The 26,574-nt window shown below is 68.7% G+C and carries 28 protein-coding genes and 1 tRNA gene; 16 read left to right on the plus strand and 13 right to left on the minus strand.

The window, feature by feature from the left end:
• Positions 1 to 179 precede the first annotated feature (179 nt).
• The 6 genes from AB0J78_RS01515 (at position 180) to pstB (ending at position 6,142) form a co-directional block, all read left to right on the plus strand.
• Positions 180 to 944, plus strand: coding sequence for a response regulator transcription factor (locus tag AB0J78_RS01515; protein ID WP_363785788.1), 765 nt, complete (start codon positions 180 to 182; stop codon positions 942 to 944).
• 83 nt (positions 945 to 1,027) lie between these two features.
• The gene (gene mshD / locus AB0J78_RS01520) at positions 1,028 to 1,975 is read left to right on the plus strand and encodes a mycothiol synthase (RefSeq protein WP_363786371.1); all 948 of its coding nucleotides are present in this window, start codon (positions 1,028 to 1,030) and stop codon (positions 1,973 to 1,975) included.
• Between the two features lie 221 nt (positions 1,976 to 2,196).
• Positions 2,197 to 3,312 (plus strand): phosphate ABC transporter substrate-binding protein PstS, encoded by a 1,116-nt coding sequence (gene pstS, locus AB0J78_RS01525; RefSeq protein ID WP_363785791.1) that lies wholly within the window; start codon positions 2,197 to 2,199, stop codon positions 3,310 to 3,312.
• 165 nt (positions 3,313 to 3,477) lie between these two features.
• Positions 3,478 to 4,443, plus strand: a complete 966-nt coding sequence (gene pstC, locus AB0J78_RS01530) for a phosphate ABC transporter permease subunit PstC (protein ID WP_363786373.1) — start codon at positions 3,478 to 3,480, stop codon at positions 4,441 to 4,443.
• Positions 4,440 to 5,354 (plus strand): phosphate ABC transporter permease PstA, encoded by a 915-nt coding sequence (pstA, locus tag AB0J78_RS01535; protein WP_363785793.1) that lies wholly within the window; start codon positions 4,440 to 4,442, stop codon positions 5,352 to 5,354. Before pstC ends, pstA begins: the two co-directional genes overlap by 4 nt.
• Before the next feature lie 11 nt (positions 5,355 to 5,365).
• Positions 5,366 to 6,142, plus strand: a complete 777-nt coding sequence (gene pstB, locus AB0J78_RS01540) for a phosphate ABC transporter ATP-binding protein PstB (protein ID WP_363785796.1) — start codon at positions 5,366 to 5,368, stop codon at positions 6,140 to 6,142.
• 256 nt (positions 6,143 to 6,398) lie between these two features.
• Here the strand turns inward: pstB and AB0J78_RS01545 are convergent, their stop codons facing one another.
• From AB0J78_RS01545 to AB0J78_RS01575, 7 genes are all read right to left on the minus strand, one after another.
• The gene (locus tag AB0J78_RS01545) at positions 6,399 to 7,238 is read right to left on the minus strand and encodes a helix-turn-helix transcriptional regulator (protein WP_363785799.1); all 840 of its coding nucleotides are present in this window, start codon (positions 7,236 to 7,238) and stop codon (positions 6,399 to 6,401) included.
• Positions 7,239 to 7,389: 151 nt separating this feature from the next.
• Positions 7,390 to 8,037 (minus strand): phosphate signaling complex protein PhoU, encoded by a 648-nt coding sequence (gene phoU, locus AB0J78_RS01550; RefSeq protein WP_132621699.1) that lies wholly within the window; start codon positions 8,035 to 8,037, stop codon positions 7,390 to 7,392.
• A 103-nt stretch (positions 8,038 to 8,140) separates the two neighbouring features.
• Complete coding sequence (locus AB0J78_RS01555; protein ID WP_363785801.1) at positions 8,141 to 10,444, minus strand: LCP family protein; 2,304 nt, start codon at positions 10,442 to 10,444, stop codon at positions 8,141 to 8,143.
• Between the two features lie 251 nt (positions 10,445 to 10,695).
• Entirely contained in the window at positions 10,696 to 11,442 is a 747-nt protein-coding gene (locus AB0J78_RS01560; protein ID WP_363786375.1) for a GGDEF domain-containing protein, read from the minus strand.
• 370 nt (positions 11,443 to 11,812) lie between these two features.
• Positions 11,813 to 12,208 (minus strand): hypothetical protein, encoded by a 396-nt coding sequence (locus AB0J78_RS01565; RefSeq protein ID WP_363785804.1) that lies wholly within the window; start codon positions 12,206 to 12,208, stop codon positions 11,813 to 11,815.
• Positions 12,209 to 12,217: 9 nt separating this feature from the next.
• Positions 12,218 to 13,372, minus strand: coding sequence for a tRNA dihydrouridine synthase DusB (gene dusB, locus AB0J78_RS01570; RefSeq protein WP_363785807.1), 1,155 nt, complete (start codon positions 13,370 to 13,372; stop codon positions 12,218 to 12,220).
• Positions 13,373 to 13,497: 125 nt separating this feature from the next.
• On the minus strand, positions 13,498 to 14,124 hold the full coding sequence (locus AB0J78_RS01575; protein WP_363785810.1) for a superoxide dismutase family protein: 627 nt from the start codon (positions 14,122 to 14,124) through the stop codon (positions 13,498 to 13,500).
• A gap of 435 nt (positions 14,125 to 14,559) precedes the next feature.
• Between AB0J78_RS01575 and AB0J78_RS01580 the strand changes: the two genes are divergently transcribed.
• Positions 14,560 to 14,859: a hypothetical protein gene (locus AB0J78_RS01580; RefSeq protein ID WP_363785813.1), complete on the plus strand. Its 300-nt coding sequence runs from the start codon at positions 14,560 to 14,562 to the stop codon at positions 14,857 to 14,859.
• Between the two features lie 21 nt (positions 14,860 to 14,880).
• On the opposite strand, the gene AB0J78_RS01585 is transcribed toward AB0J78_RS01580, so the two are convergent.
• Positions 14,881 to 15,252, minus strand: a complete 372-nt coding sequence (locus AB0J78_RS01585) for an ArsC/Spx/MgsR family protein (protein ID WP_132672095.1) — start codon at positions 15,250 to 15,252, stop codon at positions 14,881 to 14,883.
• A complete protein-coding gene (locus tag AB0J78_RS01590) occupies positions 15,252 to 16,028 on the minus strand; it encodes an ABC transporter ATP-binding protein (RefSeq protein WP_363785817.1) in 777 nt (258 codons plus the stop codon). The genes AB0J78_RS01585 and AB0J78_RS01590 overlap by 1 nt, the downstream gene beginning before the upstream one ends.
• 47 nt (positions 16,029 to 16,075) lie before the next feature.
• Between AB0J78_RS01590 and AB0J78_RS01595 the strand changes: the two genes are divergently transcribed.
• Positions 16,076 to 16,726 (plus strand): TetR/AcrR family transcriptional regulator, encoded by a 651-nt coding sequence (locus AB0J78_RS01595; RefSeq protein WP_363785820.1) that lies wholly within the window; start codon positions 16,076 to 16,078, stop codon positions 16,724 to 16,726.
• A gap of 4 nt (positions 16,727 to 16,730) precedes the next feature.
• Here the strand turns inward: AB0J78_RS01595 and AB0J78_RS01600 are convergent, their stop codons facing one another.
• Positions 16,731 to 16,940, minus strand: a complete 210-nt coding sequence (locus AB0J78_RS01600; RefSeq protein WP_363785822.1) for a hypothetical protein — start codon at positions 16,938 to 16,940, stop codon at positions 16,731 to 16,733.
• Between the two features lie 132 nt (positions 16,941 to 17,072).
• Here AB0J78_RS01600 and folP (AB0J78_RS01605) point away from each other — a divergent pair, with 132 nt between their 5' ends.
• The 3 genes from folP (AB0J78_RS01605) (at position 17,073) to folP (AB0J78_RS01615) (ending at position 19,653) form a co-directional block, all read left to right on the plus strand.
• Positions 17,073 to 17,939, plus strand: coding sequence for a dihydropteroate synthase (gene folP / locus AB0J78_RS01605; RefSeq protein WP_363785825.1), 867 nt, complete (start codon positions 17,073 to 17,075; stop codon positions 17,937 to 17,939).
• Positions 17,939 to 18,685, plus strand: a complete 747-nt coding sequence (locus tag AB0J78_RS01610; RefSeq protein WP_363785828.1) for a pyrimidine reductase family protein — start codon at positions 17,939 to 17,941, stop codon at positions 18,683 to 18,685. Before folP (AB0J78_RS01605) ends, AB0J78_RS01610 begins: the two co-directional genes overlap by 1 nt.
• Positions 18,686 to 18,837: 152 nt before the next feature.
• Complete coding sequence (gene folP, locus AB0J78_RS01615) at positions 18,838 to 19,653, plus strand: dihydropteroate synthase (protein ID WP_363786377.1); 816 nt, start codon at positions 18,838 to 18,840, stop codon at positions 19,651 to 19,653.
• Positions 19,654 to 20,591: 938 nt separating this feature from the next.
• Here folP (AB0J78_RS01615) and AB0J78_RS01620 read toward each other — a convergent pair.
• Positions 20,592 to 20,667, minus strand: a tRNA-Lys gene (locus AB0J78_RS01620).
• 149 nt (positions 20,668 to 20,816) lie between these two features.
• Here AB0J78_RS01620 and AB0J78_RS01625 point away from each other — a divergent pair.
• The 4 genes from AB0J78_RS01625 (at position 20,817) to AB0J78_RS01640 (ending at position 24,650) form a co-directional block, all read left to right on the plus strand.
• Positions 20,817 to 21,356, plus strand: coding sequence for an N-acetyltransferase family protein (locus tag AB0J78_RS01625; RefSeq protein ID WP_363785829.1), 540 nt, complete (start codon positions 20,817 to 20,819; stop codon positions 21,354 to 21,356).
• 180 nt (positions 21,357 to 21,536) lie between these two features.
• Positions 21,537 to 22,718 carry a cobalamin-independent methionine synthase II family protein gene (locus AB0J78_RS01630; RefSeq protein ID WP_363785832.1) on the plus strand — a complete coding sequence of 394 codons (1,182 nt, stop codon included), beginning with the start codon at positions 21,537 to 21,539 and terminating at the stop codon, positions 22,716 to 22,718.
• 39 nt (positions 22,719 to 22,757) lie between these two features.
• Complete coding sequence (locus AB0J78_RS01635) at positions 22,758 to 23,456, plus strand: class I SAM-dependent methyltransferase (RefSeq protein ID WP_363785834.1); 699 nt, start codon at positions 22,758 to 22,760, stop codon at positions 23,454 to 23,456.
• A 51-nt stretch (positions 23,457 to 23,507) separates the two neighbouring features.
• On the plus strand, positions 23,508 to 24,650 hold the full coding sequence (locus tag AB0J78_RS01640; protein ID WP_363785837.1) for a serine hydrolase domain-containing protein: 1,143 nt from the start codon (positions 23,508 to 23,510) through the stop codon (positions 24,648 to 24,650).
• Between the two features lie 7 nt (positions 24,651 to 24,657).
• Here AB0J78_RS01640 and AB0J78_RS01645 read toward each other — a convergent pair whose 3' ends face one another.
• A complete protein-coding gene (locus tag AB0J78_RS01645) occupies positions 24,658 to 25,200 on the minus strand; it encodes a chorismate mutase (RefSeq protein WP_363785840.1) in 543 nt (180 codons plus the stop codon).
• Positions 25,201 to 25,409: 209 nt separating this feature from the next.
• On the opposite strand from AB0J78_RS01645, the gene AB0J78_RS01650 reads away from it, so the two are divergent.
• Entirely contained in the window at positions 25,410 to 25,937 is a 528-nt protein-coding gene (locus tag AB0J78_RS01650) for a phosphatase PAP2 family protein (protein WP_363785843.1), read from the plus strand.
• A gap of 1 nt (position 25,938) precedes the next feature.
• On the opposite strand, the gene AB0J78_RS01655 is transcribed toward AB0J78_RS01650, so the two are convergent.
• The gene (locus AB0J78_RS01655; RefSeq protein ID WP_363785845.1) at positions 25,939 to 26,553 is read right to left on the minus strand and encodes a YigZ family protein; all 615 of its coding nucleotides are present in this window, start codon (positions 26,551 to 26,553) and stop codon (positions 25,939 to 25,941) included.
• Between the last annotated feature and the right edge of the window lie 21 nt (positions 26,554 to 26,574).

Consider the following 26,574-nt stretch of genomic DNA (forward strand, 5'->3'; position numbering starts at 1 on the left):
GAAACATGTGGTGCGCTTCCGTTCACAAATGTGATGCCCTCGGTTGGACCTGGGTTTTTCCGCCGCATGTCGGTTATTCTCCTTGCCATCCACAGGCAACGACGCCAAGTCATCCGATGACTGCGGGTGATGGCCACTCACGGCCGTCAGTCGTTCTCGCCTGGAGATGGAGGCCCCAGATGAGCTCCGAGCTGCTCCTGCTGACCAGTGAATCCGATTGCGACGCGGTCCTTCCGTCGCTGGCACTGCTGCCGCACCGGGTGCGAGTGCTGCCCGCCGACCCCGGGGCCATCCTGTCGGGCGGTGCGCACGACGTGGTCATCGTCGACGCCCGCACCGACCTCGTGGGCGCCCGTGATCTGTGCCGCCTGCTCGCTGCCGGTGACGCACCGGTGATCGCCCTGGTCAACGAGGGTGGTCTGGTGACCGTCAACGCCGAGTGGGGGGTCGACGACATCCTGCTGCCGACCACCGGACCGGCCGAGATCGACGCCCGGCTGCGCCTGCTGGTCTCCCGCCGCAGCGAGTCCTCCTCCACCGGTGACGGTTCGCTGAGCGTCGGCGACCTGGTCATCGAGGAGGCCACCTACACCGCCCGGCTGCGCGGCCGGGCGCTCGAACTGACCTACAAGGAGTTCGAGCTGCTGAAGTACCTGGCCGGTCACGCGGGCCGGGTGTTCACCCGCGCCCAGCTGCTGCAGGAGGTCTGGGGCTACGACTTCTTCGGCGGCACCCGCACCGTCGACGTGCACGTCCGGCGGCTGCGCGCCAAGCTCGGCCCGGAGCACGACTCCATGATCGGCACCGTGCGCAACGTGGGCTACAAGTTCGTCCGCCCGAACCGCGGAGGTTCGACCTCCCCGCTGGCCGCCGAGGTCGCGGAGGCCGAGTCCGCTGCGGCCGAGGCCGTGGAGTCAGCGGACTTGCGGAGCCTCAACGCGTAACCGCGAGATCACCTGACGAAGCCCTCGATCTTGAAGGTCGGGGGCTTCGTCGCGTGCGCGTGGGTAGGGTCGTGGATGTGCAGCTGACTTGGCGTAATGGACTGGACGACAGCGAGACGGCCGAGGTGATGGGCCTGCTCGACGAGACCGAGAAGGCCGACGGTGTCGCTCCGGTCGGTGAGCACGTGATCCTGCGGCTCAAGGCCCACCGCGACGTCGTCCACCAGATCGAGCCGGTGCAGGCCGATGTGCGGTCCGAGCACTTCATCGTTCGCGATTCCGGCGGTGTCCTGACCGGCTACGCGCACCTGGACACCGAGCACGAGGCCGGTTCGGGTCAGCTGGTCGCCGAGCTCGCCGTCCACCCCGAGCACCGGAGGCTGGGTGCGGGCACCCGGCTCGTCGAGGCGCTGCTGGAGCGCGCGGATCTGGGTGCCGAGCCGGACGCCGACACCGGGCGGCTGCGGATCTGGTCGCACGGCGAGCACCCGGGCGCGTTGCGGCTGTCCGAGCGCTACGGCTTCCACCGGCCACGCGAGCTGTGGCGGATGGGCCGCGAGCTGGCTGAGCCGGAGCTGCCCGACGCGCAGCCACCGGAGGGCGTGGCCATCCGCACCTTCCGGCCCGGCGAGGACGAGGCCGCAGTGGTCCGGGTGAACCACCGCGCGTTCGTCTGGCACCCGGAGCAGGGCGACATGACCGAGGAGGACGTGCGCGCCAAGGAGAAGGAGGACTGGTTCGACCCGGAGGGCTTCTTCCTGGCGGTCGACGAGTCCGGCGAGCTCCTGGGGTTCCACTGGACGAAGGTCCACCCCGACGGGACCGGTGAGGTCTACGTCGTCGGTGTCGACCCGCACGCGCAAGGCGGCGGCCTGGGGAAGTCACTGACCGTGGTCGGCCTGCGACACCTTCGGGATACCGGGCGTAGTCGCGTCATCCTCTACGTCGAAGCCGACAACGTGCCTGCGGTGAAGGTCTACCAGCGGCTGGGCTTCGCCAAGTTGGACAGCGACGTGCAATTCGGACGCTGAGCCGAGAATGCTGTGAGTCACGGTGCGAGTGGAAGATCTACCTCCCCCTCGCCCGTTGGGGTGTGTCCCCGCTTACTAAGCGTGCCTTGTTCACTTCGCGTTCACTTGGATGGTGAAGGCAGTCCATCCTCGCTGCTTAGCGTCTGGCACAAGCGGCATGAAGCACGAGCCTGCGCGGCTCGGCCGCGCCCGGCAGTTTGTCCCTTGGGTGGAGGAACGAAGTGAGAATCAAGCGGCACAGCGCTGCGTTGGCCGTCGTCGCCGCGGGCGCGCTCGTGCTCGCCGGCTGCGGCTCGGACCAGAACGTCCCGCAGGGCGGCGGCAACCCGGCCCTCGACGGCCTGCAGGTCGCGTGCGGTACCAAGCCGGTCTCCGGTGAGGGCTCGTCGGCGCAGAAGAACGCGGTCGACGTCTTCGCACGCGACTACGGCCTCAAGTGCCCGAACCAGACCGTCAACTACACCAAGTCCGGCTCCGGCAAGGGCGTCGCCGCCTTCACCGCCGGCCAGATCGACTTCGGTGGTTCCGACTCCGCGCTGAAGGAGGAGAAGGGCGAGGTCGCCAAGGCGGCCGAGCGCTGCCAGGGCAACCCGGCCTGGAACCTGCCGATGGTGTTCGGTCCCGTCGCCATGTCCTACAACATCCCCGGCGTCTCCGACCTGACTCTCAACCCCGACGTGATCGCCAAGATCTTCAAGGGTGAGATCAAGAAGTGGGACGACCCGGCGGTCAAGGCGCTGAACCCCAACGCTCAGCTGCCGTCGATCGACATCGTTCCGTTCTTCCGCTCGGACGAGTCGGGCACCACCGAGAACTTCCAGAAGTACCTCAAGACCGCCACCGGTGGCGCGTTCTCCGGTGAGGGCAAGACCTTCCAGGGCGGTCAGGGCGTCGGCCAGGGCCGTGACGGCTCCGACCAGGTCGCGCAGTCGGTCAAGGCCACCGAGGGCGGCTTCACCTACGTCGAGTGGTCCTTCCCGAAGAACCTGGGCCTGGGCATCGCCAAGATCGACAGCGGCGCCGGCCCGGTCGAGCTCAACACCGCCAACGTCGGCAAGGCCATCGAGGGCGCCAAGATCGAGGGTGAGGGCAACGACCTCAAGGTCGACCTGGAGTCGATCTACGGCAACAAGGCCGCGGGCGTCTACCCGATCGTGCTGAACACCTACGAGATCGTCTGCTCGAAGGGCTACGACCCGGAGACCGCCAAGGCGGTCAAGGCGTTCCTGACCGTGGCTGCCAACGCCAACCCGCAGGAACTCGAGAAGGCGGGCTACGTCCCGCTGCCGGAGAGCTTCAAGGGCAAGGTCCTGGAAGCCGTCAACGCCATCTCTTGATAGTGACCGGGCCCGCCCGCACCCCGGGCGGGCCCCTGGTCCAACGGACAAGATGAGAGGCTGCAAACAGCAGTGACCGACTCGACGAGAGCCGCCACGCGCCCCGCGGGCACCACCGGTGCCCAGCGGGGCGCTTCGGCGCCCAGTTCCGGACCGGAGGCACCCATTTCCGCTCCAGAGAAGACAGCGGGCAAGTCCTCCCGCGTCGGCGACAAGGTGTTCTCCTCGCTCGCCACCGCTTCGGGTGCGTTCGTGGTGGCGGTGATCGCTGCCATCGCGATCTTCCTGCTCATCCGGGCGATCCCGGCGCTGCAGGTGAACCAGGTGAACTTCCTGTTCAGCAGGGAGTGGGACACCCGGGACCCGAGCAGCATGAGCTTCGGGATCCTCGACCTCGCGTGGATCACCGTGGCCAGCTCCATCGTCGCGCTGGTGATCGCGATGCCGCTGTCCGGTGGGATCGCCCTCTTCCTCACCCGGTACGCGCCGAGGAACCTGGCCCGCCCGTTCGCCTACATCGTCGACCTGCTGGCCGCGGTGCCCTCGGTCGTCTACGGCCTCTGGGGCTTCCTGGTGCTGGGCCCGTTCCTCAAGCCGGTGTCGACGTGGCTGAACGAGACGCTGGGCTGGATCCCGATCTTCGGCCAGGGCAACATCGCCCAGGTCGACTCCGGCGCGAACGTCTTCACCGCCGGGATCGTGCTCGCGGTGATGATCATCCCCACGATCACCGGCGTGACCCGCGAGGTCTTCGCGCGCACCCCGGACGCGCAGATCGAGGGCGCGCTGGCGCTCGGCGCGACCCGCTGGGAGGTCATCAAGACCACGGTGTGGCCCTTCGGCCGGAACGGCTTCGTGGGCGGTTCGATGCTCGGCCTCGGTCGCGCGCTGGGCGAGACGATGGCGCTGACCATCATCTTGAGCGCGACCACCGCGCCTCCCGGGTACAGCATCTTCGACAGCGGAGCGACCTTCGCGTCCAAGATCGCCCTCGGGTCCGCGGAGTTCAACAACAACCTGCAGGTCGGGGCCTACATCTCGGCCGGTCTGGTGCTGTTCGTCATCACCTTCGCAGTCAACGCGATCGCGCGCTGGATCGAGAGTGCGGCCGGCGCTAAGGGGAAGTCATGAGGACCGACGCTGCCGACGTGGAGCAGCTCGCAACCGCGCCGGCCTTCCAGAGCATCGGCTTCGGCCGGAAGTTCAAGGACAACCTGGCCACCGTCCTGTTCGCGGCGGCCTTCGTGATCGCGGTCATCCCGCTGCTGTGGGTGCTGTGGACGCTGCTGGAACGCGGTCTCCAGCCGGTCCTCAGCGCCGACTGGTGGTCGCACTCGTTCAAGGGCCTGCTGCCCACCGACACCGGCGGCGGCGTTTACCACGCCATGGTCGGCACCGTCTTCGAAGGCCTGGTCTGCCTGGTCTTCGCGGTCCCGCTGGGCGTGATGGTCGCCGTCTACCTGGTCGAGTACGGACAGCAGTCGAAGCTGGCGAAGGTCGCCACCTTCATGGTGGACATCCTCAGCGGTCTGCCCTCGATCGTGGCCGGCCTGTTCATCTACGCGCTGTGGATCACCACCTTCGGCTTCACCCGCAGCGGTTTCGCGGTGGCGCTGGCGCTGCTGCTGCTGATGCTGCCGGTCGTCGTCCGGGTCACCGAGACGATGCTGCTGATCGTGCCGAACGAACTGCGCGAGGCGGCCTACGCGCTGGGTCTGCCGAAGTGGAAGACGATCGTGCGGATCGTGCTTCCGACCGCGCTGTCGGGCATCGTCACCGGCGTCATGCTCGGCCTGGCGCGCGTTCTCGGCGAGACCGCGCCACTGCTGATCCTGGTCGGGTACTCCTCGGCGATCAACTTCGACCTCTTCGGCGGGGAGATGGCGTCGCTGCCGCTGACCATCTTCATGGAGCGCAGCACCGGAACCATGGCCGGTGACTACCGGATGTGGGGGGCGGCGCTGACCCTCGTGATCGTCATCATGCTGATCAACCTTGCCGCGACCGGTCTGTCCAAGATCTTCGCGATCAAGACCAAGTAGGGACTTTCGAAATGGCCAAGCGTCTCGACATCAAAGACCTGAACCTGCACTACGGCAAGTTCCACGCCGTGCAGGACGTGACCCTGCAGGTGCCCGCCCGCAGCGTCACCGCTTTCATCGGTCCCTCCGGTTGCGGCAAGTCCACCGTGCTGCGGTCGCTGAACCGGATGCACGAGGTCATCCCGGGTGCCCGCGTCGAGGGCAAGGTGATGCTCGACGGCGAGGACATCTACGCCGACAACGTCGACCCGGTGCAGGTGCGCAAGACCATCGGCATGGTCTTCCAGCGGGCCAACCCGTTCCCCACCATGTCCATCCGGGACAACGTGGTGGCCGGGCTGAAGCTGGCGGGCGAGAAGAACAAGTCGCACCTCGACGAGGTCGCCGAGAAGGCGCTGCGCGGCGCGAACCTGTGGGAAGAGGTCAAGGACCGGCTGAACAAGCCGGGCGGCGGCCTCTCCGGCGGTCAGCAGCAGCGGCTGTGCATCGCCCGCGCCATCGCCGTGCGTCCCGACGTGCTGCTGATGGACGAGCCCTGCTCCGCGCTGGACCCGATCTCGACCCTGGCGATCGAAGACCTGATCTCGCACCTCAAGCAGGACTACACGATCGTCATCGTCACCCACAACATGCAGCAGGCCGCCCGCGTCAGCGACCAGACCGCGTTCTTCAACCTGCGCGCCGTCGGTGAGCCCGGTCAGCTCGTGGAGATCGACGAAACCGGCAAGATCTTCTCCAACCCCACCCAGAAGGCCACGGAAGACTACATCTCCGGCCGCTTCGGCTGACCTTCGGCGACGCGAAATGCAGGGCCTCCCAAGGGAAGCCCTGCATTTTTGTCCTCTTCTCACGTCAGGCAAGCGACGAAGTCGCTTTCTCCTCACCCCACCTGAGCAACTAGCACCGCCGCGGGTTCTCAGACGTCTTCTGGGGAGGACAGCCGTAGCGCCGCGTATCCGTTCCATACTCAAGTCTCGGATCCCGGAGCCAGAAGGCGTCTGAGGTTCCGCTTCCCGCACCGCCAAGCAGAAGGACCACAGAGTCTTAAACCGGCAGCTCGTCCGCAATCGAGGAGATGAAGGCGCTGGAGTCCTTCGGGGTCATGGCGCTGGTGCAGACCTGCTCGAAGGCTTTGAGGTAGTCGGCCGTGTCGGCGGCCTTGTCCAGGAAGCGGGAGTTGGCCGAGTCGCCCAGGTGCACGACCTGGGGGTCGGCCTCGTTGGTGAAGGAGAACACCGCTGCGCGGTCGCCCATCAGCGGGTGGCCGCCGTGATGGAACGGCAGGACCTGGATGGTGACGTTGCGGCGGTAGCCCAGCAGCACCAGGTGCTCCAGCTGCGCCCGCATCACGGCGGGACCGCCCACGCGGCGCCGCAGAGCCGACTCGTCGAGGACCGCCCACAGCTCCAGGGGTTGTTCGCCCAGCAGCCGCTGCTGGCGCGTGGAGACCACCTTGAGCCGTTCGGCGATCTCGTCGTCGGTGAACACCTGGGAGTCCGAGGCCAGCAGGGCCTGGGTGTAGTCGGTGGTCTGCAGCAGCTCGGGCAGCGGGTCGCTGCCGAAGCAGCTGACGGCCTTCGCCGAGGTCTCCAGCCCGAGGTAGGTCTGCAGGCCGGGACGCAGCGCCGTGCTGGGGTACTGCTGCCACCAGCCGCGCTGCTTGGAGTCCTGGGCCAGGTCGATGAGCGCTTCGAGCTGGTCGCCGGCGACGCCGTAGAACTCGGCCATCAGGCGCACGTCGGAGGTGCGCACCGGTACCCGGCCCAGCTCGATCTGGCTGATCTTGCCCTGCGAGCAGTCCAGGTGGGCGGCGACCTCGCGGTGCGTGCGGCCGGCGATCTCGCGGAGGCGCCGCAGTTCACTTCCCAGTCGACGTCGGTGCACGGTCGGACTCTTACCCACCGAGCACCTCATCGGTACGAGTTCGGTCGCTTCTCACTCGAAAGAGGATGGCACACGATGATCACAACATCGAGTGCTGAGACCGACTATTAATACTTTCCGCGCAAGATCGTCACCGACCAGCGAAAAGCGATCAACGGGACGGCATCTTTCCGGTCACGATGAACTCGACCCGGCGAGCGACCGCGACCGCGTGGTCGGCGAAGCGCTCGTAGAAGCGGCCCAGCAGCGTCACGTCGACGGCCGTGGCCACGCCGTGCTCCCAGTCCGGGCTCATCAGCACGGTGAACAGGTGGCGGTGCAGGTCGTCCATCTCGTCGTCGACCTCGTCCAGCAGCCGGGCTGCCTCGACGTCCTGGGTGCGGATGACGGTGCTGACCTGGTGGGCCAGCTTCACGGCGATGCGGCCCATCTCGGCGAAGTAGGCGGCGACGTCGTCCGGCAGCACCGCGTTCGGGTGCCGGCGCCGGGCGGCCTTGGCCACGTGCAGGGCGAGGTCGCCCATCCGCTCCATGTCCTCGGCGGCGTGGATGGTGGCGATGACGCTGCGCAGGTCACCGGCCACCGGGGCCTGGAGGGCCAGCAGCCCGAAGGCGTACTCCTCGGCCCGGGACCGCGCCTCGTCGACCAGCGCGTCCTCGTCGATGACCTGCTCGGCCAGGCTCAGGTCGGTCTCCAGGAGCGACTTGGTGGCGCGCTCCATCGCCGTGCCGACCATCGCCGACATGGAGGCGAGAACGTCGGTCAGCATGCCTAGTTGTTCCTGGTAGACCTCGCGCATGTCACCCAGCGTACTTCCCCGCGGAATCGGACAGAATGACCTGTGGTGAACCGGAGGTGAAATCGGCGTGATCGACCAGCTCGAAGCCGACGATAAGCGCAGGTCAGCCGCAGATCTCGGTTCCAGCGCTCACGGTTGAGTCACCCGGGAGGGACGGCTCCGCGGGCTGCTGGTGCAGCACGCGGCCGACACCCGCCGCGCCACCGGAACCGCCCGATCCGCCGGTCGGACTGGACTGGGCGGCCTTCTGCGGAGTGCCGTCGGTGGTCACCGGTGCGTCGTCGATCATCGACTGGAACAGCGCCCTCGCGGCGTCGTCGCGCAGGACTTCCATGCCCTCTTCGTTGGCGTAGCCGGTGGTCGGGACCGTCACGAAGGTGACCTTGTTCGGGTCCAGGCCCTGCAGCTGCTGGCCCAGGTCCATCAGCCGGTCGGCGCCGATGTTGTCGCCGAAGGTGTTGGCGCTGACGGCCTTGACGAAGTCGCTGAGCTTGCGCGGGTCCAGCAGCACCTGGCTGGACATGGTCTTGCGCAGCAGCGACGACAGGAACATCTGCTGGCGCTGCATCCGGCCGTAGTCCGAGGTCGGGTCGCCCTTGACGTGCCGGGCGCGGACGTAGGTCAGGGCCTGGTCGCCGGTGAGGTTGTGCCGTCCGGCCTCGGGGATGACCGTGCCGAGCGTGGAGTCCACGACGGGCTTCTCGGTGCAGATCTCGACGCCGTGCACGGCGTCGACCATGGACTTGAAGCCGTTGAAGTCGATGCCGAGGAAGCTGTCCATCCGCAGGCCGGAGAGCTGCTGGATGACCTTGGTGGTGCACAGCGGGCCGCCGACCGCGTACGCCTCGTTGAGGCGCGCGCCCTTCTTGCCCGGGACGATCTCGCCGCTGTACTTGCCGGTATTGGGGTCCCAGCGCTGGCAGTCGGGCCTGTCCACCTGCAGGTCGCGCGGGAAGGACACCAGCTCCACCCGGCTCCGGTCGGCGGGGATGTGGGCGACCATCGTGGTGTCCGAGCGAGCGCCCGGTTCGTCGTTCTCGTCGCCGACGCCGTCGGACGCACTGGCTCCGGCGCGGGTGTCGGAGCCGATCATCAGGAAGTTCTGGTCGCCCGCCTGCCCGGCGGCGTCCTTGATGTCGGAGGAGTTCGGGTCCAGCGCCAGCACGGCGGGGGGTCCGAACAGCGCGGTCGCGCCCCAGGCGAAGCCCAGCGACAGGAACACCGTCAGCGACGCGGCGACCGCCACGGCCATGACGATGAGGTGCGTGCGGCGCTTGCGCTGCTTCTTCTTCCACTCCATGCGCGACCCGCCACCGCGGTCGTCGCGGAAGTCGAAGGGCATGTCGCTGCCGAGCTCGGGTTCCTTCTTGTTGCCGGGGAGCCACGCGTAGCGCTTGCGGCGCTTGGCCTCCTCGGCGGCGATCTCGTCGTGCACCGCGGAGAACCGGGCGAGCGTGAGGTCGATCTGCTCGATGTCGTTCTTGCGATCGTCTTCGTCGCCGAAGTCCTCGGCGATGCCGGCTTCGTCGTCGAACTCGTCGAGTTCGGAGTAGCCGTCGGCGGGCGCCACGATCGCGGTCTTCTCGGCCTGCTCGACCGGCGGCGGCGTGGGTTTGGCGGGCCGCGCGGGCCGCTCCTGCTGCGGGGCCGCCGGCACGCGCGGGTGCTGCGTGGTGGCGTCCATGTCGGCGGGCGGGTGCGCGGGGGCCGGATGCGCGGGGGCCGGGCGCGGGTTGCGGCCGGACGGGGGTGAGACGCGCTGCGGGGCGTCGGTGCTCAGCGCCTGGCTGATCCGGGTGGCCTCTTCCGCCGGCGGCTCGGGGTTGCGCCGGGCGGGACGCGCGGCGGCACCACCGGTGAACGCGGCGGCGGCTCCTGGAGCGGCGGGAGGTGGTGGCGGGGTGGGTCGCTGATTGCGACCGGAGGGCGGGGACACCGGGCCTGCCGGCGGCGGCTGCACGGGCCGCGGACCGGTGCTCGGCGGGGTCCAGCCGGCCGGGGGCGCCGGGTTGTTCGGCGGAGCGGGCGGCGTGGGCATCGGGCGACTCGGCGGTGCCTGCCGGGGGCGGCGGCCGGTCGGCTCGGGCGAGGTCCACGCCTGCGGAGGTTCCGGCGGTGCCTGCGGAGCGGCCCGACGCGGGCCGGTCTGCGGGGGTTTTTGCGGAGGTTTTTGCGGAGGTTGAGGTGCCGACGGCGGCTGCGGCTCAGCGGCGCGGCGGTGGCCGGAGGTGCCCGGTCCCTTGCCGTGCTTGGACAGCAGGTCGATCACGCGGGTGCCACCCGAGCCGTCCTCTGACAACGCGCGTCGGCGACGTCCGGAACCACTTGCCGAACCGGTGGCATCGGCGTCTTCGTCGGGGCGGGTACGCCGGTGCCCGAAGTCGCCATGCCGGGGGTCTTGCGGCACGCGTGTTCCCTCCCAACCTGCCTCAGTCATCGTTCTGCGGATCTTGACGCGCTCGATACTCCCCGACATGTATCGCGTTGCGCCTCAAAGATAGTACGGCTGATCGCCCGAACTGACGATAGCGCCGACAGTTTCTTCACAATCAGTGCACGATCCTACCGTCCCGCTGGTCTGTTACGACTAACAGTGCTAAGCCAGATGACCGGTATGCGCGCAGCTTGAAGGCACCGAGTGTCCTCGGGTGATCGCCATCAGTAACCGACGGCTCTCCCGGCCTCGGAGACGCGCTCGCCTGCGGCACCGGCCAACCGGACTTTCGCGCCCTTCCGGTACGCGACGGCGTTCCGGCCGGCCCGCTTCGCCGCGTACAGCAGAGCGTCGGCGGAGATGAGCTGTTGCTCGCCCGAGACGTGCCCGCCGGTTCCCTGCTCGTGCACGACGCCGATGCTGATCGTCACGCCGAGTCCGGACGCCATGGTCTCCCACGGGAAGTGCTCCACGCGCTGCCGGGCCGCTTCGCAGACCTGCACCGCCGAGTTGGGCAGGATGTGCGGCAGCACCAGCACGAACTCCTCACCGCCGTAGCGGGCGCAGAACGCGCCGTCCGGCAGCGCCTCCTGCAGCAGGTCGACGACGCGCTGCAGCACCCGGTCCCCGAACAGGTGTCCGTAGGTGTCGTTGACCAGCTTGAACCAGTCCAGGTCGATCAGGGCCACGGCAATGCCCTCGCCGGTCATGGAGTTCTCGGCGACCAGGTCCGCGAGCCGTTCGTCGAGGTAGCGACGGTTGTAGCTGGCGGTGAGGCTGTCGCGCAGGCTCTCCTCGCGAGCCTTGGCGTGCTCCTTGCGCAGCAGTTCGACCTCGCTGCGCAGCTGTTCGGGCACGGCGGGCTTGTCCGACGACATCATGTCCAGCGCGGACCGCAGGTGGTGGTACGCCTGCCGCCACTGGCCCCGGGAGGCCAGCAGGCGCGCGATGGACTCGTGCAGCTCCGCCATGCCCGTGCCGCCGGCGACTTCCTCACGGCTGCGAGGCGTGGGCGGTTGCGGCACGTCACCGCCACCGGAGTGCGGGTCTTGCCCGGCGTACCTGTTGCGGATCACGTCGACCACCTCCCGTCCGCGCTGTCGTCATCTGACGGAACGATCATGCCGGTTGGACTCGCCACACATCTCAATTCGCGCGATCGGGTGACAACGTCGGCGATCGGAGACCGAGTCATCGGCTCCTAGGTGTGTACCGGGCGGAGGGGCGGATGTGGAAGCGAATCGGTTCGGACCCACCCGCACGGACGAGCCAGTGTCGGTTTCATATCACCGCCCTGCAACCGCATCGAGGTGATCTTGGCCGCATGTCAGAGGTTTTCGGTTATTGGGGACAGGGTGCGAACCCGAAGGTCCGCCCGTCGAGGACTACGAGGTGTTGTGACCCGATTTGATGACCGGTGGCGCTGCCGTTCACGCGGGTGGTGACTTCGACGCCGATCGCCCAGATCTCGCCGCGCGGGACCACGCCGTCGGCGGTGAATCCGGGGTCGGGCCGCAGCGTGCTCCAGGCGGGGTCCAGCTGGACCGTGAGATCGCCCAGTTCGCACGTGCTGTCGGTGAAATCGGGGTGCTGCGAGCGGTGGAAGAACTCCTGCTGCGCCTGCGGCCCGGCTGTCGCGGCGGTGTTGTTGTCCGCGAAGTAGCCGCGGAAGTCCGGTTGCTGCGGGGCCGTCGCACACCCGGCCGCGCACAGCGCGACCAGGAGCGGCCAGACCACTCGCACGGGTCAGCCGCCGCTGGAGTCGATCTCCGCGCCCGAGGGCACGGTGAGGTCGTCGGGGTCGTCGAGCCAGCCTTCCGGCAGCACGACCTTGCCCGCCGATCCCTGCCGTCCGCGCGGTCCTTCGGCGTCGACCGGGAACGGCACGTCCGGGTCGAGCTGGGCCAGCAGGTCGTCGAGCTGCGCGAGGCTGGAGACGAGTCCGAAACCCTGCCGCAGATCCGATCCCACGGGGAATCCCCGCAGGTACTGCGACATGTGCTTGCGCAGGTCCCGAAGGCCCTTCTCCTCGCCCATGTGGTCGGCGAGCAGCTCGCCGTGACGCCGCAGCACGCGCGAGACCTCGCCCAGGTTCGGGCCTTCCGGAACGGGGCGTCCGGTGAACGCGGCTTGCAGGTCGCGGAACAGCCACGGGCGCCCGAGGCAGCCGCGGCCGACGACCACGCCGTCGCAACCGGTTTCGGCCACCATCCGCAGCGCGTCGTCGGCGCTGAAGATGTCGCCGTTGCCGAGCACCGGGATGGAGGTGACGTGTTCCTTGAGAGTGCGGATCGCCGACCAGTCCGCGGTGCCGGAGTAGCGCTGCGAGGCGGTCCGGCCGTGCAGCGCGACGGCGGCGGCACCGTTGTCCTCGGCGATGCGACCGGCGTCGAGGTAGGTGATGTGCTCGTCGTCGATGCCGATGCGGAACTTCACGGTGACCGGGATCCCGGCGGGCTCGGCGGCTTCGACGGCGGCGCGCACGATGTCGGCGAACAGCCGCCGCTTGTACGGCAGCGCCGATCCGCCGCCCTTGCGGGTCACCTTCGGCACCGGGCAGCCGAAGTTCATGTCGACGTGATCGGCGAGGTCCTCCTCGACGATCATGCGCACGGCCTTGCCCATGGTCAGCGGGTCGACGCCGTAGAGCTGCATCGAGCGCGGGTGCTCGTCGGCGTCGAAGGTGATCATTTCCAGCGTCTTCGGGTGCCGTTCCACCAGCGCGCGGCTGGTGATCATCTCGCACACGTACAACCCGGCGCCGTACTCCCGGCACAACCGCCGGAACGCGACGTTGGTGATCCCAGCCATGGGCGCGAGCACCACCGGCGGATCGACCACGTGGGGTCCGATCCGCAGCGTCTTGGCGCCCGTCGCGGCGGGCAGGTCCAGAGCGGTCATCGCACCCATTGTCCCTGATGCCGAACCTCGATCACCCGTGACCTGCGTCGCGGTCGTTCTCGCAGCCGGAAGAGCAGGGAGGGCACCCGCCTGTCGGCGAGTGCCCTCCCGCTGGTTCAGGCGGCTCAGAAGTCCGCGGCGATGCAGGCCAGGCGAGAGCCCGCGGAGCCGGCCTTGCCGGGCTCGGAGTGGGTATGGGTCTCGTGGATGACGACCGACTGGGCGTCATCGCGGGTGGCCAGCGCCCAGGAGCCCTCGGCGGCGGCGGTGCCGTTGCCCTGGGCGTCGGTGTGGAAGTCCAGCCAGACCTCGTTCTGCGGGTTGGCGAAGGCCGGGTCGACCGACGGCTTCACCGGGTCCGCCTTCTCCTGGTAGTGCGAGCCGGCGTCCTCGCCGGTCGGGCCGCACGGCTTGACGTGCACGTGCGCACCGTAGGCGCGGTTCGGCTGCAGGCCCTTGACCTCGACGGTCACCTTGCTCTTGCCGTCGGCGTTGGAGGAGGACACGTTGATCTGCCCGCCCACCGGCACCTGGTCCGGCTTGTAGGTGATGGCCTTGGCGGCCGGTGAGAAGTTCTCGAACGTCCCGGAGGTCTGCTTGCCCGCAGCGGACTGTCCCTGGGCGGGAGCCTGCGGCGCGGGCTGGTGCTGCGCGTGCTCGGCCGAATCGCCACCGCCGCAGCCGGCGAGCAGTGCGCCGGCGGTGCACAGGCCCGCGATGGAACCGAACAGTCGCGTCCGCTGCTGAAGCATAGGTATCTGTCCTTAGTGGTTGCCGACGTATCGGCGCCGTTTCTGCCCGCATGAACGGTTTTGGCACATTCAGGTCACGCCTGCTCAGCGGCCGTGCGGGCAATCCCTTCCCTGGGGCTTTGATCCTATGTGCCCAAGGTTGCGGTCCGGCATCACCCGGGCCACGTGGAATCGAAACTTCCGGTTGGGCGAAGAAATCGCCCCAGCTCGGCACGATCAAGCCTCGGTCCGGAGCGACCCTCGTCACGCCCGGCGCGCACGATTCCACATTGGACTAGACCCGACGTCCCAGCGGGCTCCGGCGAACGCGCGCACCGCTGCTCCGTTCGGACGATCATCGCGGCGCGTCGTGGCGAGCGTTGCGGACGGGGTGTGAGATGCCTAATGTGTTACTCGAAGTAACAGGTTCGCTCGACGTCTCCGGAGGAGGTTGCGGTGCCGGTTCCCGAAGCGCTCTCGAAGCTGGTCGACAGCACGGTCGCGCAGACCGCGAAGTTCTACGAGCAGGTTCGCGAGGACACCGCCGAGCACGTCGCGCGGTTCTCCGGACGTGCCGCCAGCTGGGCGGATCAGGCCGGTGCCGCGACGGCGGAGTTCACCGACGACGCCGCGACCAAGGCGGCGGCGGTGAGCAGGACCGCGGCGGACCGGGTCGCCCACGCCACCAGCGGTCTCGCCGACAACGTCGGTGAGCGCATCATCCGCGTCGGCGAGCGTCTCAGCCGCCGCGACTGATCCGCCGAAAACCCTTGGCGGCTAGGCGTTCTTCTCGGCGTCGAGGACGCGGCTCACCGATTCCGGGTCGCGGCCGACGACGGTGGTGCCCTCGGACGCGGTGATGATCGGCCGCTGGATCAGCTTCGGGTTCTCGCTCATCAGCCGCAGCCAGTCGTCCCGGTGCTCGGCGTCCTTCGGCAGCTCGCGGAGCCCGAGCTCCTTCGCCACGGCCTCGCCGGTTCGCGCGATGTCCCACGGTTCCAAGCCGAGTCGCCCCAGCACGGCTTCGAGCTCGGCGACGGACGGAGGGTCTTCGAGGTACCGCCGCACGGTGTACCCGGCCCCGGCGGCGTCGAGCTCACCAACAGCGGAACGGCACTTCGAGCACTGCGGGTTGACCCAGATCTCCATCACGGCTCCACACTACCCACGCCGCCAGCCAACACCGCCTGATGCCCTTTGTAAGCAGCAAGAACCTCCTGCACCGAACCGATCTCGCGGATCGTGCCCTCGTCCATCCAGATAGCCGTGGTGCACAACTCCAGCAGGAGTTCGTCGGAATGCGAGGCGAACACCAGCATTCCCGAGCGTTCGACCAGATCCACCATGCGATGGCGGGCTTTCGCGATGAATGCCGCGTCGACCGCGCCCAAGCCCTCGTCGAGAATGAGGATCTCCGGGTCGATCGTGGTGACCACCCCGAGCGCCAAGCGCACCCGCATGCCGGCGGAGTAGGTGCGCAGCGGCATGTGCAAGTAGTCGCCGAGCTCGGTGAACTCCGCGATGTCGTCGGCGCGTTCCCGCATCTGCGCGCGGGTCATGCCGAGGAACAGGCCGCGGATGACGATGTTCTCGTAGCCCGAGACCTCGGGGTCCATCCCAACGCCGAGGTCGAAGACCGGGGCGACCTTGCCCCGGATGCGGGCGGTGCCGCGAGTGGGTTCGTAGATGCCCGACAACAGCCGTAGCAGCGTCGACTTGCCCGCTCCGTTGTGTCCGACGAGCGCCACGCGGTCGCCGTCGCGCAGCGACAACGAGATGCCCCGCAGCGCCTCGATCACCGGCACCTTGGCCCCGGTGCCGATCTTGCCTCCGACCTTGCCGAAGACCTTCTTCTTTAGTGAGCGCGTTCTGGCGTCGAAGATCGGGAAATCGACGTAGGCGTCGCGCACCTCGATGTTCACCACGGTCCGGCCTCGCTCTCGTATAAGCGAACGAAAATTACCATTCGCATATGGAGAGTTCGAAGGCAGGCGGTAGCGTCGTGGAGATGACCGCCCCGCATTTCCGGCCGCCGCAGCAGGCACGCAGCCGAGAGTCCCTGCAGAAGCTGCTGACCTCGGCCGAGGACGTCCTCAGCACAGGCGGCATCGACGACTTCACCGTCGCGGCGGTCGCCGAGCACGCGGGCGTGTCGGTGGGCGCGATCTACCGTCGCTTCAGCGGCAAGGAACAACTGCTCGAAGCAGTGAAGGACCAGCTCCTCGAACAGCTGGAATCGGCTGTGGCCGAGGCCCTCCGGTCAGCCCGTCCTGGCCTGCGCGGCTTGATCGAAGCCTTCACTCGCGCGATGGCGGGCGCCTTCTCGGGGCACACCCGGGCCTTCCCCGAACTGCTCAGCGGGCAGTCGGCGGACGGCGCCGAGCGCGGCTTGCGGGCGTTGGACACGGTCCAACGGGCACTCGTCGACGCCGTCGAGCCGCACTTGAACGACATCGCGCGGTCCGAACCGCGGGCTGCCGTGCGGTTCACCGCTCGCACCATCATCGGCGCCTGCGTTCACCGAGCCGCCAGCAGCCACGCCTGGCCGGACGACCTGACCTGGCCGATCTGGGCCGACAGGACCGCGGACATGGCCGTTGCCCACCTGACCTCGCACGATTGACATCTCAGGCGCGGGACCAGAGGTTCTGGAGGGCGTGGTTGACGGTTTCCGGTTCTTGGACGTGCGGGTAGAAGCCGGGCACCGTCAGGAGTTCTCCGCCGATGCGGTCGGCGAGAACCTGGGCGGCGATGGTGAGCGGTTCGCCCGCGAGCTGCCGGTAGGGCCGGTGGGCGGTTTTGGTCCGAACCGACCGGGCAGAACCGACATCGATCATGGGCGGTTCGGACCGAGACCGCCCGATGCCAACGGCCGCGGAGGCGAAGGGTGAGCGGACCGTGGAACAGCCCTGGTTCGGTAGGCTCGGCGAGAAGCGATATGCGCCGAGTTTTCCCAGTTAGGGGGCTGGATGCCTGAGTTGGCCTTCCGGGGCCGGGCTGTGGTCAGCGATCGGGCCTTGATCATGGCGATCGTCAACCGCACGCCGGATTCGTTCTACGACCACGGCGCCACCTTCGAGGAAGGCCGGGCTCGGGCGGCCATCGCCGACGCCGTCGCGGAAGGCGCCGACGTCCTGGACATCGGCGGCATCCCGGCGAGCCCGGGTCCGGAGGTGACGGTCGAGGAGGAGATCCGCCGCGTGCTCCCGACCCTGGAGTGGACTCGCGCGGAGTTCCCCGACCTGATCATCAGCATCGACACCTACCGGCACGAGGTCGCCGACCGCGTGTGCCAGGCCGGCGCCGACCTGCTCAACGACACGTGGCAGGGCTACGACCCGGAGATGCTCGACGTCGCCGCCCAGTACGGCGCCGGTTACGTCTGCTCCCACACCGGCGGGCTGGAACCGCGCACCGACCCGTCGCGCCCGCACTACGACGACGTCGTCGCGGACGTCATCGACCAGACGACGACGCTGGCGGAGAAGGCGGTTTCGCTCGGCGTTCCCCGCGAAGGCCTGCTGATCGACCCCGCGATCGACTTCGGCAAGAACACCTACCAGTCGCTGGAGATCCTCCGCCGGTTGCCGGAACTGATCGACACCGGCTGGCCGGTGCTGATGGCGATGAGCAACAAGAACGTCGTGGGCGAAACGCTCGACGTGGAGCTCGGCGACCGCGTGACCGGCACGCTCGCCGCGACCGCGCTCGCCGCGCAGGCCGGGGCTGCCATGTTCCGCGCGCACCAGGTCCGGCAGACCCGGCACACCCTGGAAATGGTCGCGAGCATCGCAGGCGGGCGCGAGCCCTCGAACGTCGTGAGGTATCTGGACTGATGCACCTGTTGTGGCCGCCCGACGAGGCGGGGAACGTCGAACGCGCTGAGCTCGAACGCCTCTACGGGTATCCCGAGGGCGAGTCCAAGTGGCTGGCGGTGAACTTCGTGTCGAGCGCGGACGGTGCCGTCGAGGTCGCCGGACGCTCCGGCGGGCTGACGAACGCGGCCGACCGCGAGGTGTACCCGCTGGGGAGCAAGCTGGCCGACGTCATCCTGGTCGGGTCGAACACCGCGGTCATCGAGGAGTTCCGCGGCATCGACCCCGACGAGGACCAGGCCGAGCTCCGCGAGCGCCACGGTCTGGCGCCGATCCCCCGCATCGCGGTCGTCACGTCCGGTCGAACCCTCCCGCCGGAGCCGCCGGTGATCACCGACGCCCAGGTCCCGACGATCGTGATCACCAGCGGTTCAGCACCTCGCGAGCTGCGGGAGCAGTGGGACGCGGCCGGTGCGGAGGTCGTGCTGGCCGGTGAGTCCGAGGTCGACTTCGGCGCGGCGATCGCGGCACTGGAACAGCGGGGCCTCCGGCGGATCCACTGCGATGGCGGCCCGCGGCTCTTCGGCTCGCTGCTCGAAGCGGGTGCCGTCGACGAGCTGCGCCTGACGATCTCGCCGCTGCTGGTGTCCGGGACGGCGGACCGGATCGCCACGGGCGCCGGCATCGACCCCGCCCGGCTCAGCCTCGCCTCGGTGCTCGCGCAGGACGACACCCTGCTGGTCCGCTACCTGGTCTCGAACAGCTGAGCGCTCCTCGCGGCTCGGCTGTTCTGGCAGACTTGCCCGCATCGGGCCTCCGAGGCCCTCTCAGGAAGGAACGGGCATTGCGAGATCTTGGATCCAGCGCGGTCGACTTGGTCTTCCGCGGTCGCCGGGTTGTTCGGGACCGGGCGTTGGTGATGGCGATCGTCAACCGCACGCCGGATTCGTTCTACGACCGAGGCGCCACCTTCGAGGAAGACGCGGCCAAGGCGGCTGTGGAACGCGCTGTCTCAGAGGGCGCCGACGTGATCGACATCGGCGGGGTGACCGCGAGCCCCGGCGCCGAGGTCGACACCGAGGAAGAGATCCGGCGCGTGCTCCCGACGGTGGAGTGGACCCACCAGAACTACCCGGACGTGCTGATCAGCGTGGACACCTGGCGGCACGAGGTGGCCGACGCGGTCTGCCGAGCGGGCGCGGACATCATCAACGACGCCTGGGGCGCCGCTGACCCGCAGATCCTCGACGTCGCGGCGAACTACGGCGCGGGGTACCTGTGCACCCACGCCAACCGCGACCCCCGCGCCGAGCCGGTCCGCTCCGACTACGACGACGTCGTCTCCGCGGTGGTCCACGAGACCACGCGCTTGGCCGAACTCGCCGAGTCCAAGGGCGTGCCCCGCGAGGGCATTCTCATCGACGGCACCGGCTACGGGAAGAACACGGTGGACCACCTGGAACTGGTGGCACGCGTGGAGGAGATCGTCTCCGCGGGATGGCCGGTGCTGATGGCGCTGTCGAACAAGACCTTCGTCCGCGAAAGCCTGGACCTGGACGTCGCCGACAAGGACGAGCTCCTCACCGGCACCCTGGCGGCCACCGCCGTGGCCGCCCACGCCGGAGCCATCATGTTCCGCTCCCACCAGGTCCTGCCCACCCGGCGCACGCTGGAGATGGTGGCCTGCATCCGCGGCATGCGCTCCCCGATCAGAGAACAGCAGTGGATCTCCTGACCTGATCAGGACAGCAACAACCCCAGGCCTGGGGTTGTTGCTGGGCCGCCATGGGAATCGAAAACCTGCACCACGATCCATGGTGGACAGCGCTTGTCGTTTCCTGGCAACGCCTTTGGGAACCTGATCGGACGGATTCCAATTTCGCGAGAAATTGGAACTCCCCCAGCGGGCGGGCGTGTTGTGAAGATCTCGAAGTTCGCCTCGCCTGGCGTTGTTCGCCGTCGTCCGCAGCTGGTTCTCGGCAACTGGTCGGCGACTTCCGTGGTCACCAACGTGGTCTGACGACGTTGGCCGACCGCGTTTGCTGGGTCCGTGCGCGGTGCGAGTGGAGCGCTGGGCCAGCCGGAGAGAGGTGCGGCCAGCCCAGCGCCCTTGCGAGTCGTTGACCGCCCACGTATGGGGGTGTCGTAGGCGGTCAACGTGAACGTCACTCGCGGTGCAGAACGATAGGTGGACGCACCATGCGCCATCGGTAGGCGCAGCTATTCGACCTGCAGTCCACTCAATCGGATTACACCCCCTGGCACTGAGCGCCGAAAAAGGCGGCACGCCCGGCCAGGCGGCAGGTGGGCTGCGGGGAGTTCGTTCGCCACCTGGCGCCCGATCCGACGTGAGGTTTGGTCGGGCCGGCCAGCGAGGTGCAGCGACCGACCCGTGCCGAGCCTTCTGGATCTTCCCCATCCTCCAGCCCGACAACCCAAGGTAGAACACTCGTGCGAATGATCGCCAGTTGTGGACCCCGGGACAGCTTCGGCAAGGGACAGCTCTGGGGTCGCGTGCGCCGGTTTTGGGTCGGGCCTCAGATGTTGAGCGGGCCGGTCGTCTCAACGTCGGCCACTGCCCTTCCGGCGGGCTGGCGAGGGCCGGGACCTGCGAGTCGTTCGGGTCGGGCGTGATCTTGAAAAAGAACCCCAGGCCGTGTGACCTGGGGTTTTTGGTGGGCCGCCAGGGGATCGAACCCTGAACCCGCGGATTAAAAGTCCGCTGCTCTGCCAGTTGAGCTAACGGCCCTCGAGCGCAAGGTTACAAGGTCCGGATGATCTTCGTGGCTCGTGGTAGCGGCAATTCGGACCGAAGTCACACCATGGCGTCCGGTTGGTCGCGCAACCGGGGTCTGCGGATGCGTGCACTTCCGCCGAACTCGAAGGGAGAGCGACGTCTTGACCTACCAGCACCGCCTCGCCACGCGCGAGGATCTGCCTGCGATCGTGAACATCTACAACTCGGTGATCCCGGAGCGCTCGGCCACCTGCGATCTGGAACCGGTCACGGTCGCCTCCCGGGAGGCGTGGTTCGCGGGGTCCGATCCGCAGCGCCATCCGATCTGGGTCGGCCACGAGTCCGGGAAGCCGGAGGTCGTGACCGGGTACGTGTCATTGGAGCCGTTCCTCAACGGGCGCCGAGGCTACGACGTCACCGCCGATCTGGCGCTGTACCTGCATCCCGAACATCGGGGCGCCGGCCAGGGCGCGTACCTGCTGAGCCAGGCCATCGCGCGGGCGACCGAACTGGGCTTGCGGACGATCGCGACGACGATCTTCGTCTCGAACGAGCGGAGCCTCCGCCTCTTCCGGTCCCACGGCTTCCAGGAGTGGGGACGTCTTCCGGCCGTGGCCGATCTCGACGGTCGTGCTGAGGACGTCGTTTTCGTGGGGCTTCCGCTCGGGCCCGCCGGGGGCGGCGGTTTCGGTCTGAGCTGACCGGGCCAGCCAGATGTTGATCATGGTCGGTCGGATCGGAACCTTCCGGTGCGCACTCGAACGCTCCCGGTGGGTTTCCGGGGCGTGGTGGGGGTGTTGACCGGAAGCCGGGGGCGGAGAAGGGTTCGGAGTGCGGTCCTGGGGGCCGTGTTCGTCAGGGTTGCCGGCAGAAGGAGAGCCGTGAGCAGGATCCTCGCGACGCACACCGGAAGTCTGATCCGTCCGACCGAACTCCTGTCCTTCCTGTCCGCGAAGGCCCGAGGCGCGGCCGTGGACGAGGACGCCTACCAGCTGCACCTGTCCGAGTGCGTCGACGATGTCGTCCGCAAGCAGGTGGAGGCGGGTGTCGACGTCGTCGACGACGGCGAGATGGGCAAGGCCAGCTGGATCACCTACCTCTACGAACGGGTCAGCGGCCTGGAATCGCGGCCGATCGACCTCGAAGGGTCGAGCATGCTCCCGCCGAGCCGCGACCGGCAGGCGTTCCCCGGTGCCTACGCCGAGCTCGACGCGCTCGACGAGGCGGCCGTCCGCAAGAGCAGCGCGCAGGAGCAGGCGCCGTCGGCCTGGTACTGCACCGGTCCGCTGCGCTACGACCGGACCGCGATCGACCGCGACATCGCCAACGTGAAAGCCGCTGTGGCGCAGCACGAAGGGGTCGAGGCGTTCCTTCCGGTGGTCGCGCCGGCGAGCGCCTACTGGCTGACCAACGAGCACTACGACTCCGAAGAGGAGTTCGTCTTCGCGCTGGCCGACGTGCTCAAGCAGGAGTACCGGGCGATCGTCGACAGCGGCCTGCTGCTGCAGGTCGACGACGCGGTGCTGATGCACGAGGGCGACACGATCCTGGCCGGGGGCGGTTCCTACGACGACTACCGGCGCTGGGCGGAGCTGCGCGTGCGGGCCCTCAACCACGCGTTGGAGGGATTGCCGGAGGAGCGCGTCCGGTACCACGTGTGCTTCGGCAGCTGGCACGGTCCGCACGCGTACGACCCACCGCTGCGCGACGTCATCGACCTGATCTTGCAGGTCAACGCGGGTTCTTACGCGATGGAGCAGGCCAACCCGCGGCACGAGCACGAGTGGCGGGTGTGGGAGGACGTGAAGCTGCCGGACGGCAAGAAGCTCATCCCGGGCGTGGTCACGCACCACACCAACGTCGTCGAGCACCCGGAGCTGGTGGCGCAGCGGCTGGTTCGGCTGGCGGGTGTCGTCGGGCGGGACAACGTGCTCGCCGGAACGGACTGCGGTTTCGCGCAGGGCGCCTTCGTGAAGCGGGTCCACGAGGAGATCCAGTGGGCGAAGCTCTCGGCTCTGGCGGAGGGCGCGCGACTGGCGTCGCAGCATCTTTGGAGTCGCTGATTTCCTCTGTGCCGCTTCGTTTTTCGGTACCATGACCGGATGGGAGATGCTGCTCGTTCGGTGCGCGACGTTGACGGTCTGCTGCGGATGCTCGACGAGATCTTCCCGGCGCCAGAACCGTTCTGGGACCGCTTCTACGACGACCGCGACCGGGACGTCCCGTTCTTCGCCGCCAAACCGGATGAAAGTCTCGTGTCCTACCTGGACAGAGGGATGCTGGAGACCGGCCGCGCGCTGGATCTGGGGTGCGGTCCCGGCCGCAACGCCGCGCACCTGGCCGCCTCCGGGTTCGACGTCGACGCGGTGGACCTGTCGGCCACCGCGATCGCGTGGGCCCGGGAGCGATCCCCGGAGGTCCGCTTCCACCAGGGCGACGCCTTCACCGCGGACCTCACGGGCCCCTACGACCTCATCTACGACTCCGGCTGCTTCCACCACCTGCCGCCGCACCGCCGGATCAGCTACCTCGACCTGCTCGACCGGCTCCTCGCCCCCGGTGGGCACCTGGCGGTCAGCTGCTTCGCCGCCGGAGTCGACAACTCCGGGACCGAGCTCCCCGACCTGGAGCTCTACCGCCAGGGCGTCCTGGCCGGAGGTCTCGCCTACACCCACGAGGAGCTGCGGGACGTCTTCGCCGATCTCACCCCCGTGGAGGTCCGGCCGATGCGCGTCCAGCCGCCGGAGTCACCGGTCTTCGGCGTGGACTTCCTCCAGGTCGGTCTCTTCCGGCGCCGATGAGTTCCGGGGTGCCGTCGAGTCGACATACGAAGGCTTCGAAGGAGGACGACGGTGGGATTCGATCAGACCAGGCTGGCGCGGATGCGCCAGGTCATGGAGGGCTACGTCGCCGACGGCACGCTCCCCGGAGCGGTGACCGCGGTCAGCCGCGGCGGTGAAACGCACATCGCGTCGTACGGGAACCTGTCGATCGGCGGCGAGCCCGTGCGGCGCGACACGATCTTCCGCATCGCCTCGATGACCAAGCCCATCACCGCTGCGGCCGTGATGAGCCTGGTGGAGGAGTGCGCGCTGCGGCTCGACGACCCGGTCGAGGAGTGGCTGCCCGAACTCGCCGACCGGCGCGTGCTGACCAGCCCGGACGCCCCGCTGTCGGACACGGTCCCGGCGACTCGGCCGATCACCGCGCGTGACCTGCTGACCTTCACCTTCGGGCTCGGCGCCGTGCCGGGCGACGTGCCGATCGCGAAGGCGATGCACGAAGCGGGTCTGTCACCGTCCCCGGTCGACCCGGGCGTGGCTCCCGACGAGTGGATGCGGCGGCTCGGCGAACTCCCGCTGGCGTACCAGCCCGGTGGCCAGTGGCTCTACCACACCGGCTCGGACGTGCTCGGCGTGCTGATCGCCCGCGCGACCGGGCGGGAGCTCGCGGACCTGCTGCGCGAGCGGATCTTCGAACCGCTGGGGATGCGCGACACCGGCTTCCGCACCTCGGCCGAATCCCGGGTTCCCACCGTCTACATGCCCGACGAGGGCGTGCTCGTCCCGTTCCCCGCACCCGCTTCCGAGGAGCCCGCCTTCGGCTCGGGAGCGGGAGGACTGCTGTCCACGGCGGACGATTTCCTCGCGTTCTACCGGATGCTGCTCAACGGCGGGAAGCACGGGGGAACCCGCGTGCTGTCCCGCGCGTCGGTCGAGCTGCTCACCACGGATCGTCTCGTCGAGGCGCAGAAACCCGATCCCGCAGCCACTTTGCCCGGCAACGTCGGCTGGGCGTTCGGGCAGAGCGTGGTGACCCGGCGGGTCGGTCTGGCGGGGGTCGGCCAGTTCGGCTGGAGCGGGGGCTTCGGCACCACCGCGTTCGCCGAACCGGCCGAGGACCTGATCGGAATTCTGCTCACGCAGCGCGCGCTGACCGGAGGCGCACCGCACTTCCAGGACTTCGAGACCACCACCTACCAGGCCCTCGCCTGAGCGGAGGTCAGGAGCAGATCGAGGGGATCGCCCGGCCCAGCCCGGCCTGGTGCAGGACGGTGAGGTCGTGCGCGGTGCGGGCGTAGGTGCTGAGCAGCCGGCCGTCGCAGGACGGGCCGTCGCGCAGCTCATCGGTGTCGCGGAGCTGCAGCAGGATCGCCTCCCCCAGTCGATCCAGCTCGGGGCGGATCTCGCCGAGATCGGGCCGCTCGGTGGGCTGCTCGTCCGGGTGGGCGCTCCAGTGCGCGTGCAGCCCTCGCTGCACGAGCTTGCTGGCCTCGATCTGGTCGCGGAACACTCGTGTGGCCTCCTCGGGGTCGAGCCCCATCTCGGCCGCCTTCACCGCGACACCGTCGAGCACCTGCTGCTCGCGCTCGGGGTCCTCGATCGGCGAATCCGTTCCCCACTTGGCCGCCGCGACCTGGTCGGACAGCGCCACGCGCTCCGCGGCCGAACCCACCAGCGGGTCCAGCGCTCCTCCCGCGCTCGCCGGAAGCCCCAGCCCCAGAACAGCGACGACGACAGCACTTCCGACGATCAACGAACGCATCGCAGAACCCTCCCAGAAGATCGGTTTCCCTCCACTCATACACACGGCTCCGGTGCGGGGTAACGGATTTCCGCTGAACTGGTGATCCCGTTGAAATCCTGCGGGAATTCGCCCCCCGGCCGGTGTGCCGGGCGATGCCCGGGAATCCGGTTAGGGTGGGTGTGGTGGATTTCAGCTCCGAGTTGTTCCGTGTCATCGCGGGGTGGGGTGTGGCTTCTCCGGCCTGGGTGCAGGCCGTCGCGGTGGTGCTGACCGATGCCTTGCTGCTCGCGTTCATCCCCGTCGCCGTGTTCGTGTGGTGGAGGGTCGACCGGCGGATTCGAGCGATGCTGGCGATCTTGCTCTCCGGCGGCTCCGCGTGGGTGCTCAACGGCCTGGTCAAGGCGCTCATCGAGCAGCCGAGGCCGTGCCGCGCGATGCCCGTTCCCACGGTCGAGCACTGCAGCGAGGTCGGGATCTTCTCGCTGCCCAGCGGGCACTCGGCCACGGCGGCGGCGTTCGCGGTGACCGTGGCCGCGCTGTGGCGGCGCGCCGCCGCGGTGGTCGCGGTCGTGGCGTTGCTGGAGGCGTTCCTGCGGGTCTACATCGGTGTGCACTACCCGCATGACGTGGTCCTCGGCCTGCTGTTCGGAACGCTCATCGGCACGATCGCCGCGGTGGCGGGCAAGCCCGGCGACAGACGTCCTCCTGCCGCACCCGCCGGCAGCGCTGCGGTCACCACGTCGACTGCGTCCTGACCTACATCTCGGCGTGGACGAGCGGGCCTTCGGCGGCCTGAGCGGCTCCGCCGGTGCTCTCGGCCAGCCAGGCGTGGAACCCGTCGACGTCCTCCACCGGCACGTGGACGTGGAAGCGGACCGCGGCGTCGTAGGAGGTGTCGGCGACCAGGTAGCCGGCCGACCGCAGGTCGTTGTCGAGCCTGCCCGCCAGCACGTAATCGGCCTCCACCAGCAGCACCCGCACCGGTCGCCGCCGAAGGGTCCCGACGTCCTCCAGTGCCGCCGACACCGCGCCCCCGTAGGCGCGGACCAGACCGCCCGCGCCCAGCAGCACCCCGCCGAAGTAGCGGGTCACCACGGCCACGGCGTTGGTGATCTCGTTGCGGCGCAGCACTTCCAGCATCGGCACCCCGGCCGTGCCCGCGGGTTCGCCGTCATCGCTGGACTTCTGGATCTCGCCGGAGTCGCCGAGGACGAACGCCGAGCAGTGGTGGCGGGCGTCGTGGTGCGTCTTGCGCTGGAGCTGGATGAACTCCCGCGCCTCGGACGCCTCGGTCACCCGCGCCAACGAGCAGATGAACCGGGATCTGCGCACCTCGATCTCGTGCTCGCCCGACCGCTTGATCGTCCGCATCAACCCTCCCCCGGCCATCTT

It is taken from the genome of Saccharopolyspora sp. NPDC049426 (genome assembly GCF_040676935.1).
Lineage (GTDB): Bacteria > Actinomycetota > Actinomycetes > Mycobacteriales > Pseudonocardiaceae > Saccharopolyspora.

Excerpts from the sequence above, each read along its gene's own strand:
- AB0J78_RS01515 (WP_363785788.1), top strand. The coding sequence starts at position 180 with ATGAGCTCCGAGCTGCTCCTGCTGACCAGTGAATCCGATTGCGACGCG.
- pstA (WP_363785793.1), top strand. The coding sequence starts at position 4,440 with ATGAGGACCGACGCTGCCGACGTGGAGCAGCTCGCAACCGCGCCGGCC.
- pstB (WP_363785796.1), top strand. The coding sequence starts at position 5,366 with ATGGCCAAGCGTCTCGACATCAAAGACCTGAACCTGCACTACGGCAAG.
- phoU (WP_132621699.1), bottom strand. The coding sequence starts at position 8,037 with ATGCGCGAGGTCTACCAGGAACAACTAGGCATGCTGACCGACGTTCTC.
- AB0J78_RS01560 (WP_363786375.1), bottom strand. The coding sequence starts at position 11,442 with ATGGCGGAGCTGCACGAGTCCATCGCGCGCCTGCTGGCCTCCCGGGGC.
- dusB (WP_363785807.1), bottom strand. The coding sequence starts at position 13,372 with ATGACCGCTCTGGACCTGCCCGCCGCGACGGGCGCCAAGACGCTGCGG.
- AB0J78_RS01575 (WP_363785810.1), bottom strand. The coding sequence starts at position 14,124 with ATGCTTCAGCAGCGGACGCGACTGTTCGGTTCCATCGCGGGCCTGTGC.
- AB0J78_RS01585 (WP_132672095.1), bottom strand. The coding sequence starts at position 15,252 with ATGGAGATCTGGGTCAACCCGCAGTGCTCGAAGTGCCGTTCCGCTGTT.
- AB0J78_RS01595 (WP_363785820.1), top strand. The coding sequence starts at position 16,076 with ATGGAGAGTTCGAAGGCAGGCGGTAGCGTCGTGGAGATGACCGCCCCG.
- AB0J78_RS01600 (WP_363785822.1), bottom strand. The coding sequence starts at position 16,940 with ATGATCGATGTCGGTTCTGCCCGGTCGGTTCGGACCAAAACCGCCCAC.
- folP (WP_363785825.1), top strand. The coding sequence starts at position 17,073 with ATGCCTGAGTTGGCCTTCCGGGGCCGGGCTGTGGTCAGCGATCGGGCC.
- AB0J78_RS01610 (WP_363785828.1), top strand. The coding sequence starts at position 17,939 with ATGCACCTGTTGTGGCCGCCCGACGAGGCGGGGAACGTCGAACGCGCT.
- folP (WP_363786377.1), top strand. The coding sequence starts at position 18,838 with ATGGCGATCGTCAACCGCACGCCGGATTCGTTCTACGACCGAGGCGCC.
- AB0J78_RS01635 (WP_363785834.1), top strand. The coding sequence starts at position 22,758 with ATGGGAGATGCTGCTCGTTCGGTGCGCGACGTTGACGGTCTGCTGCGG.
- AB0J78_RS01645 (WP_363785840.1), bottom strand. The coding sequence starts at position 25,200 with ATGCGTTCGTTGATCGTCGGAAGTGCTGTCGTCGTCGCTGTTCTGGGG.
- AB0J78_RS01655 (WP_363785845.1), bottom strand. The coding sequence starts at position 26,553 with ATGCGGACGATCAAGCGGTCGGGCGAGCACGAGATCGAGGTGCGCAGA.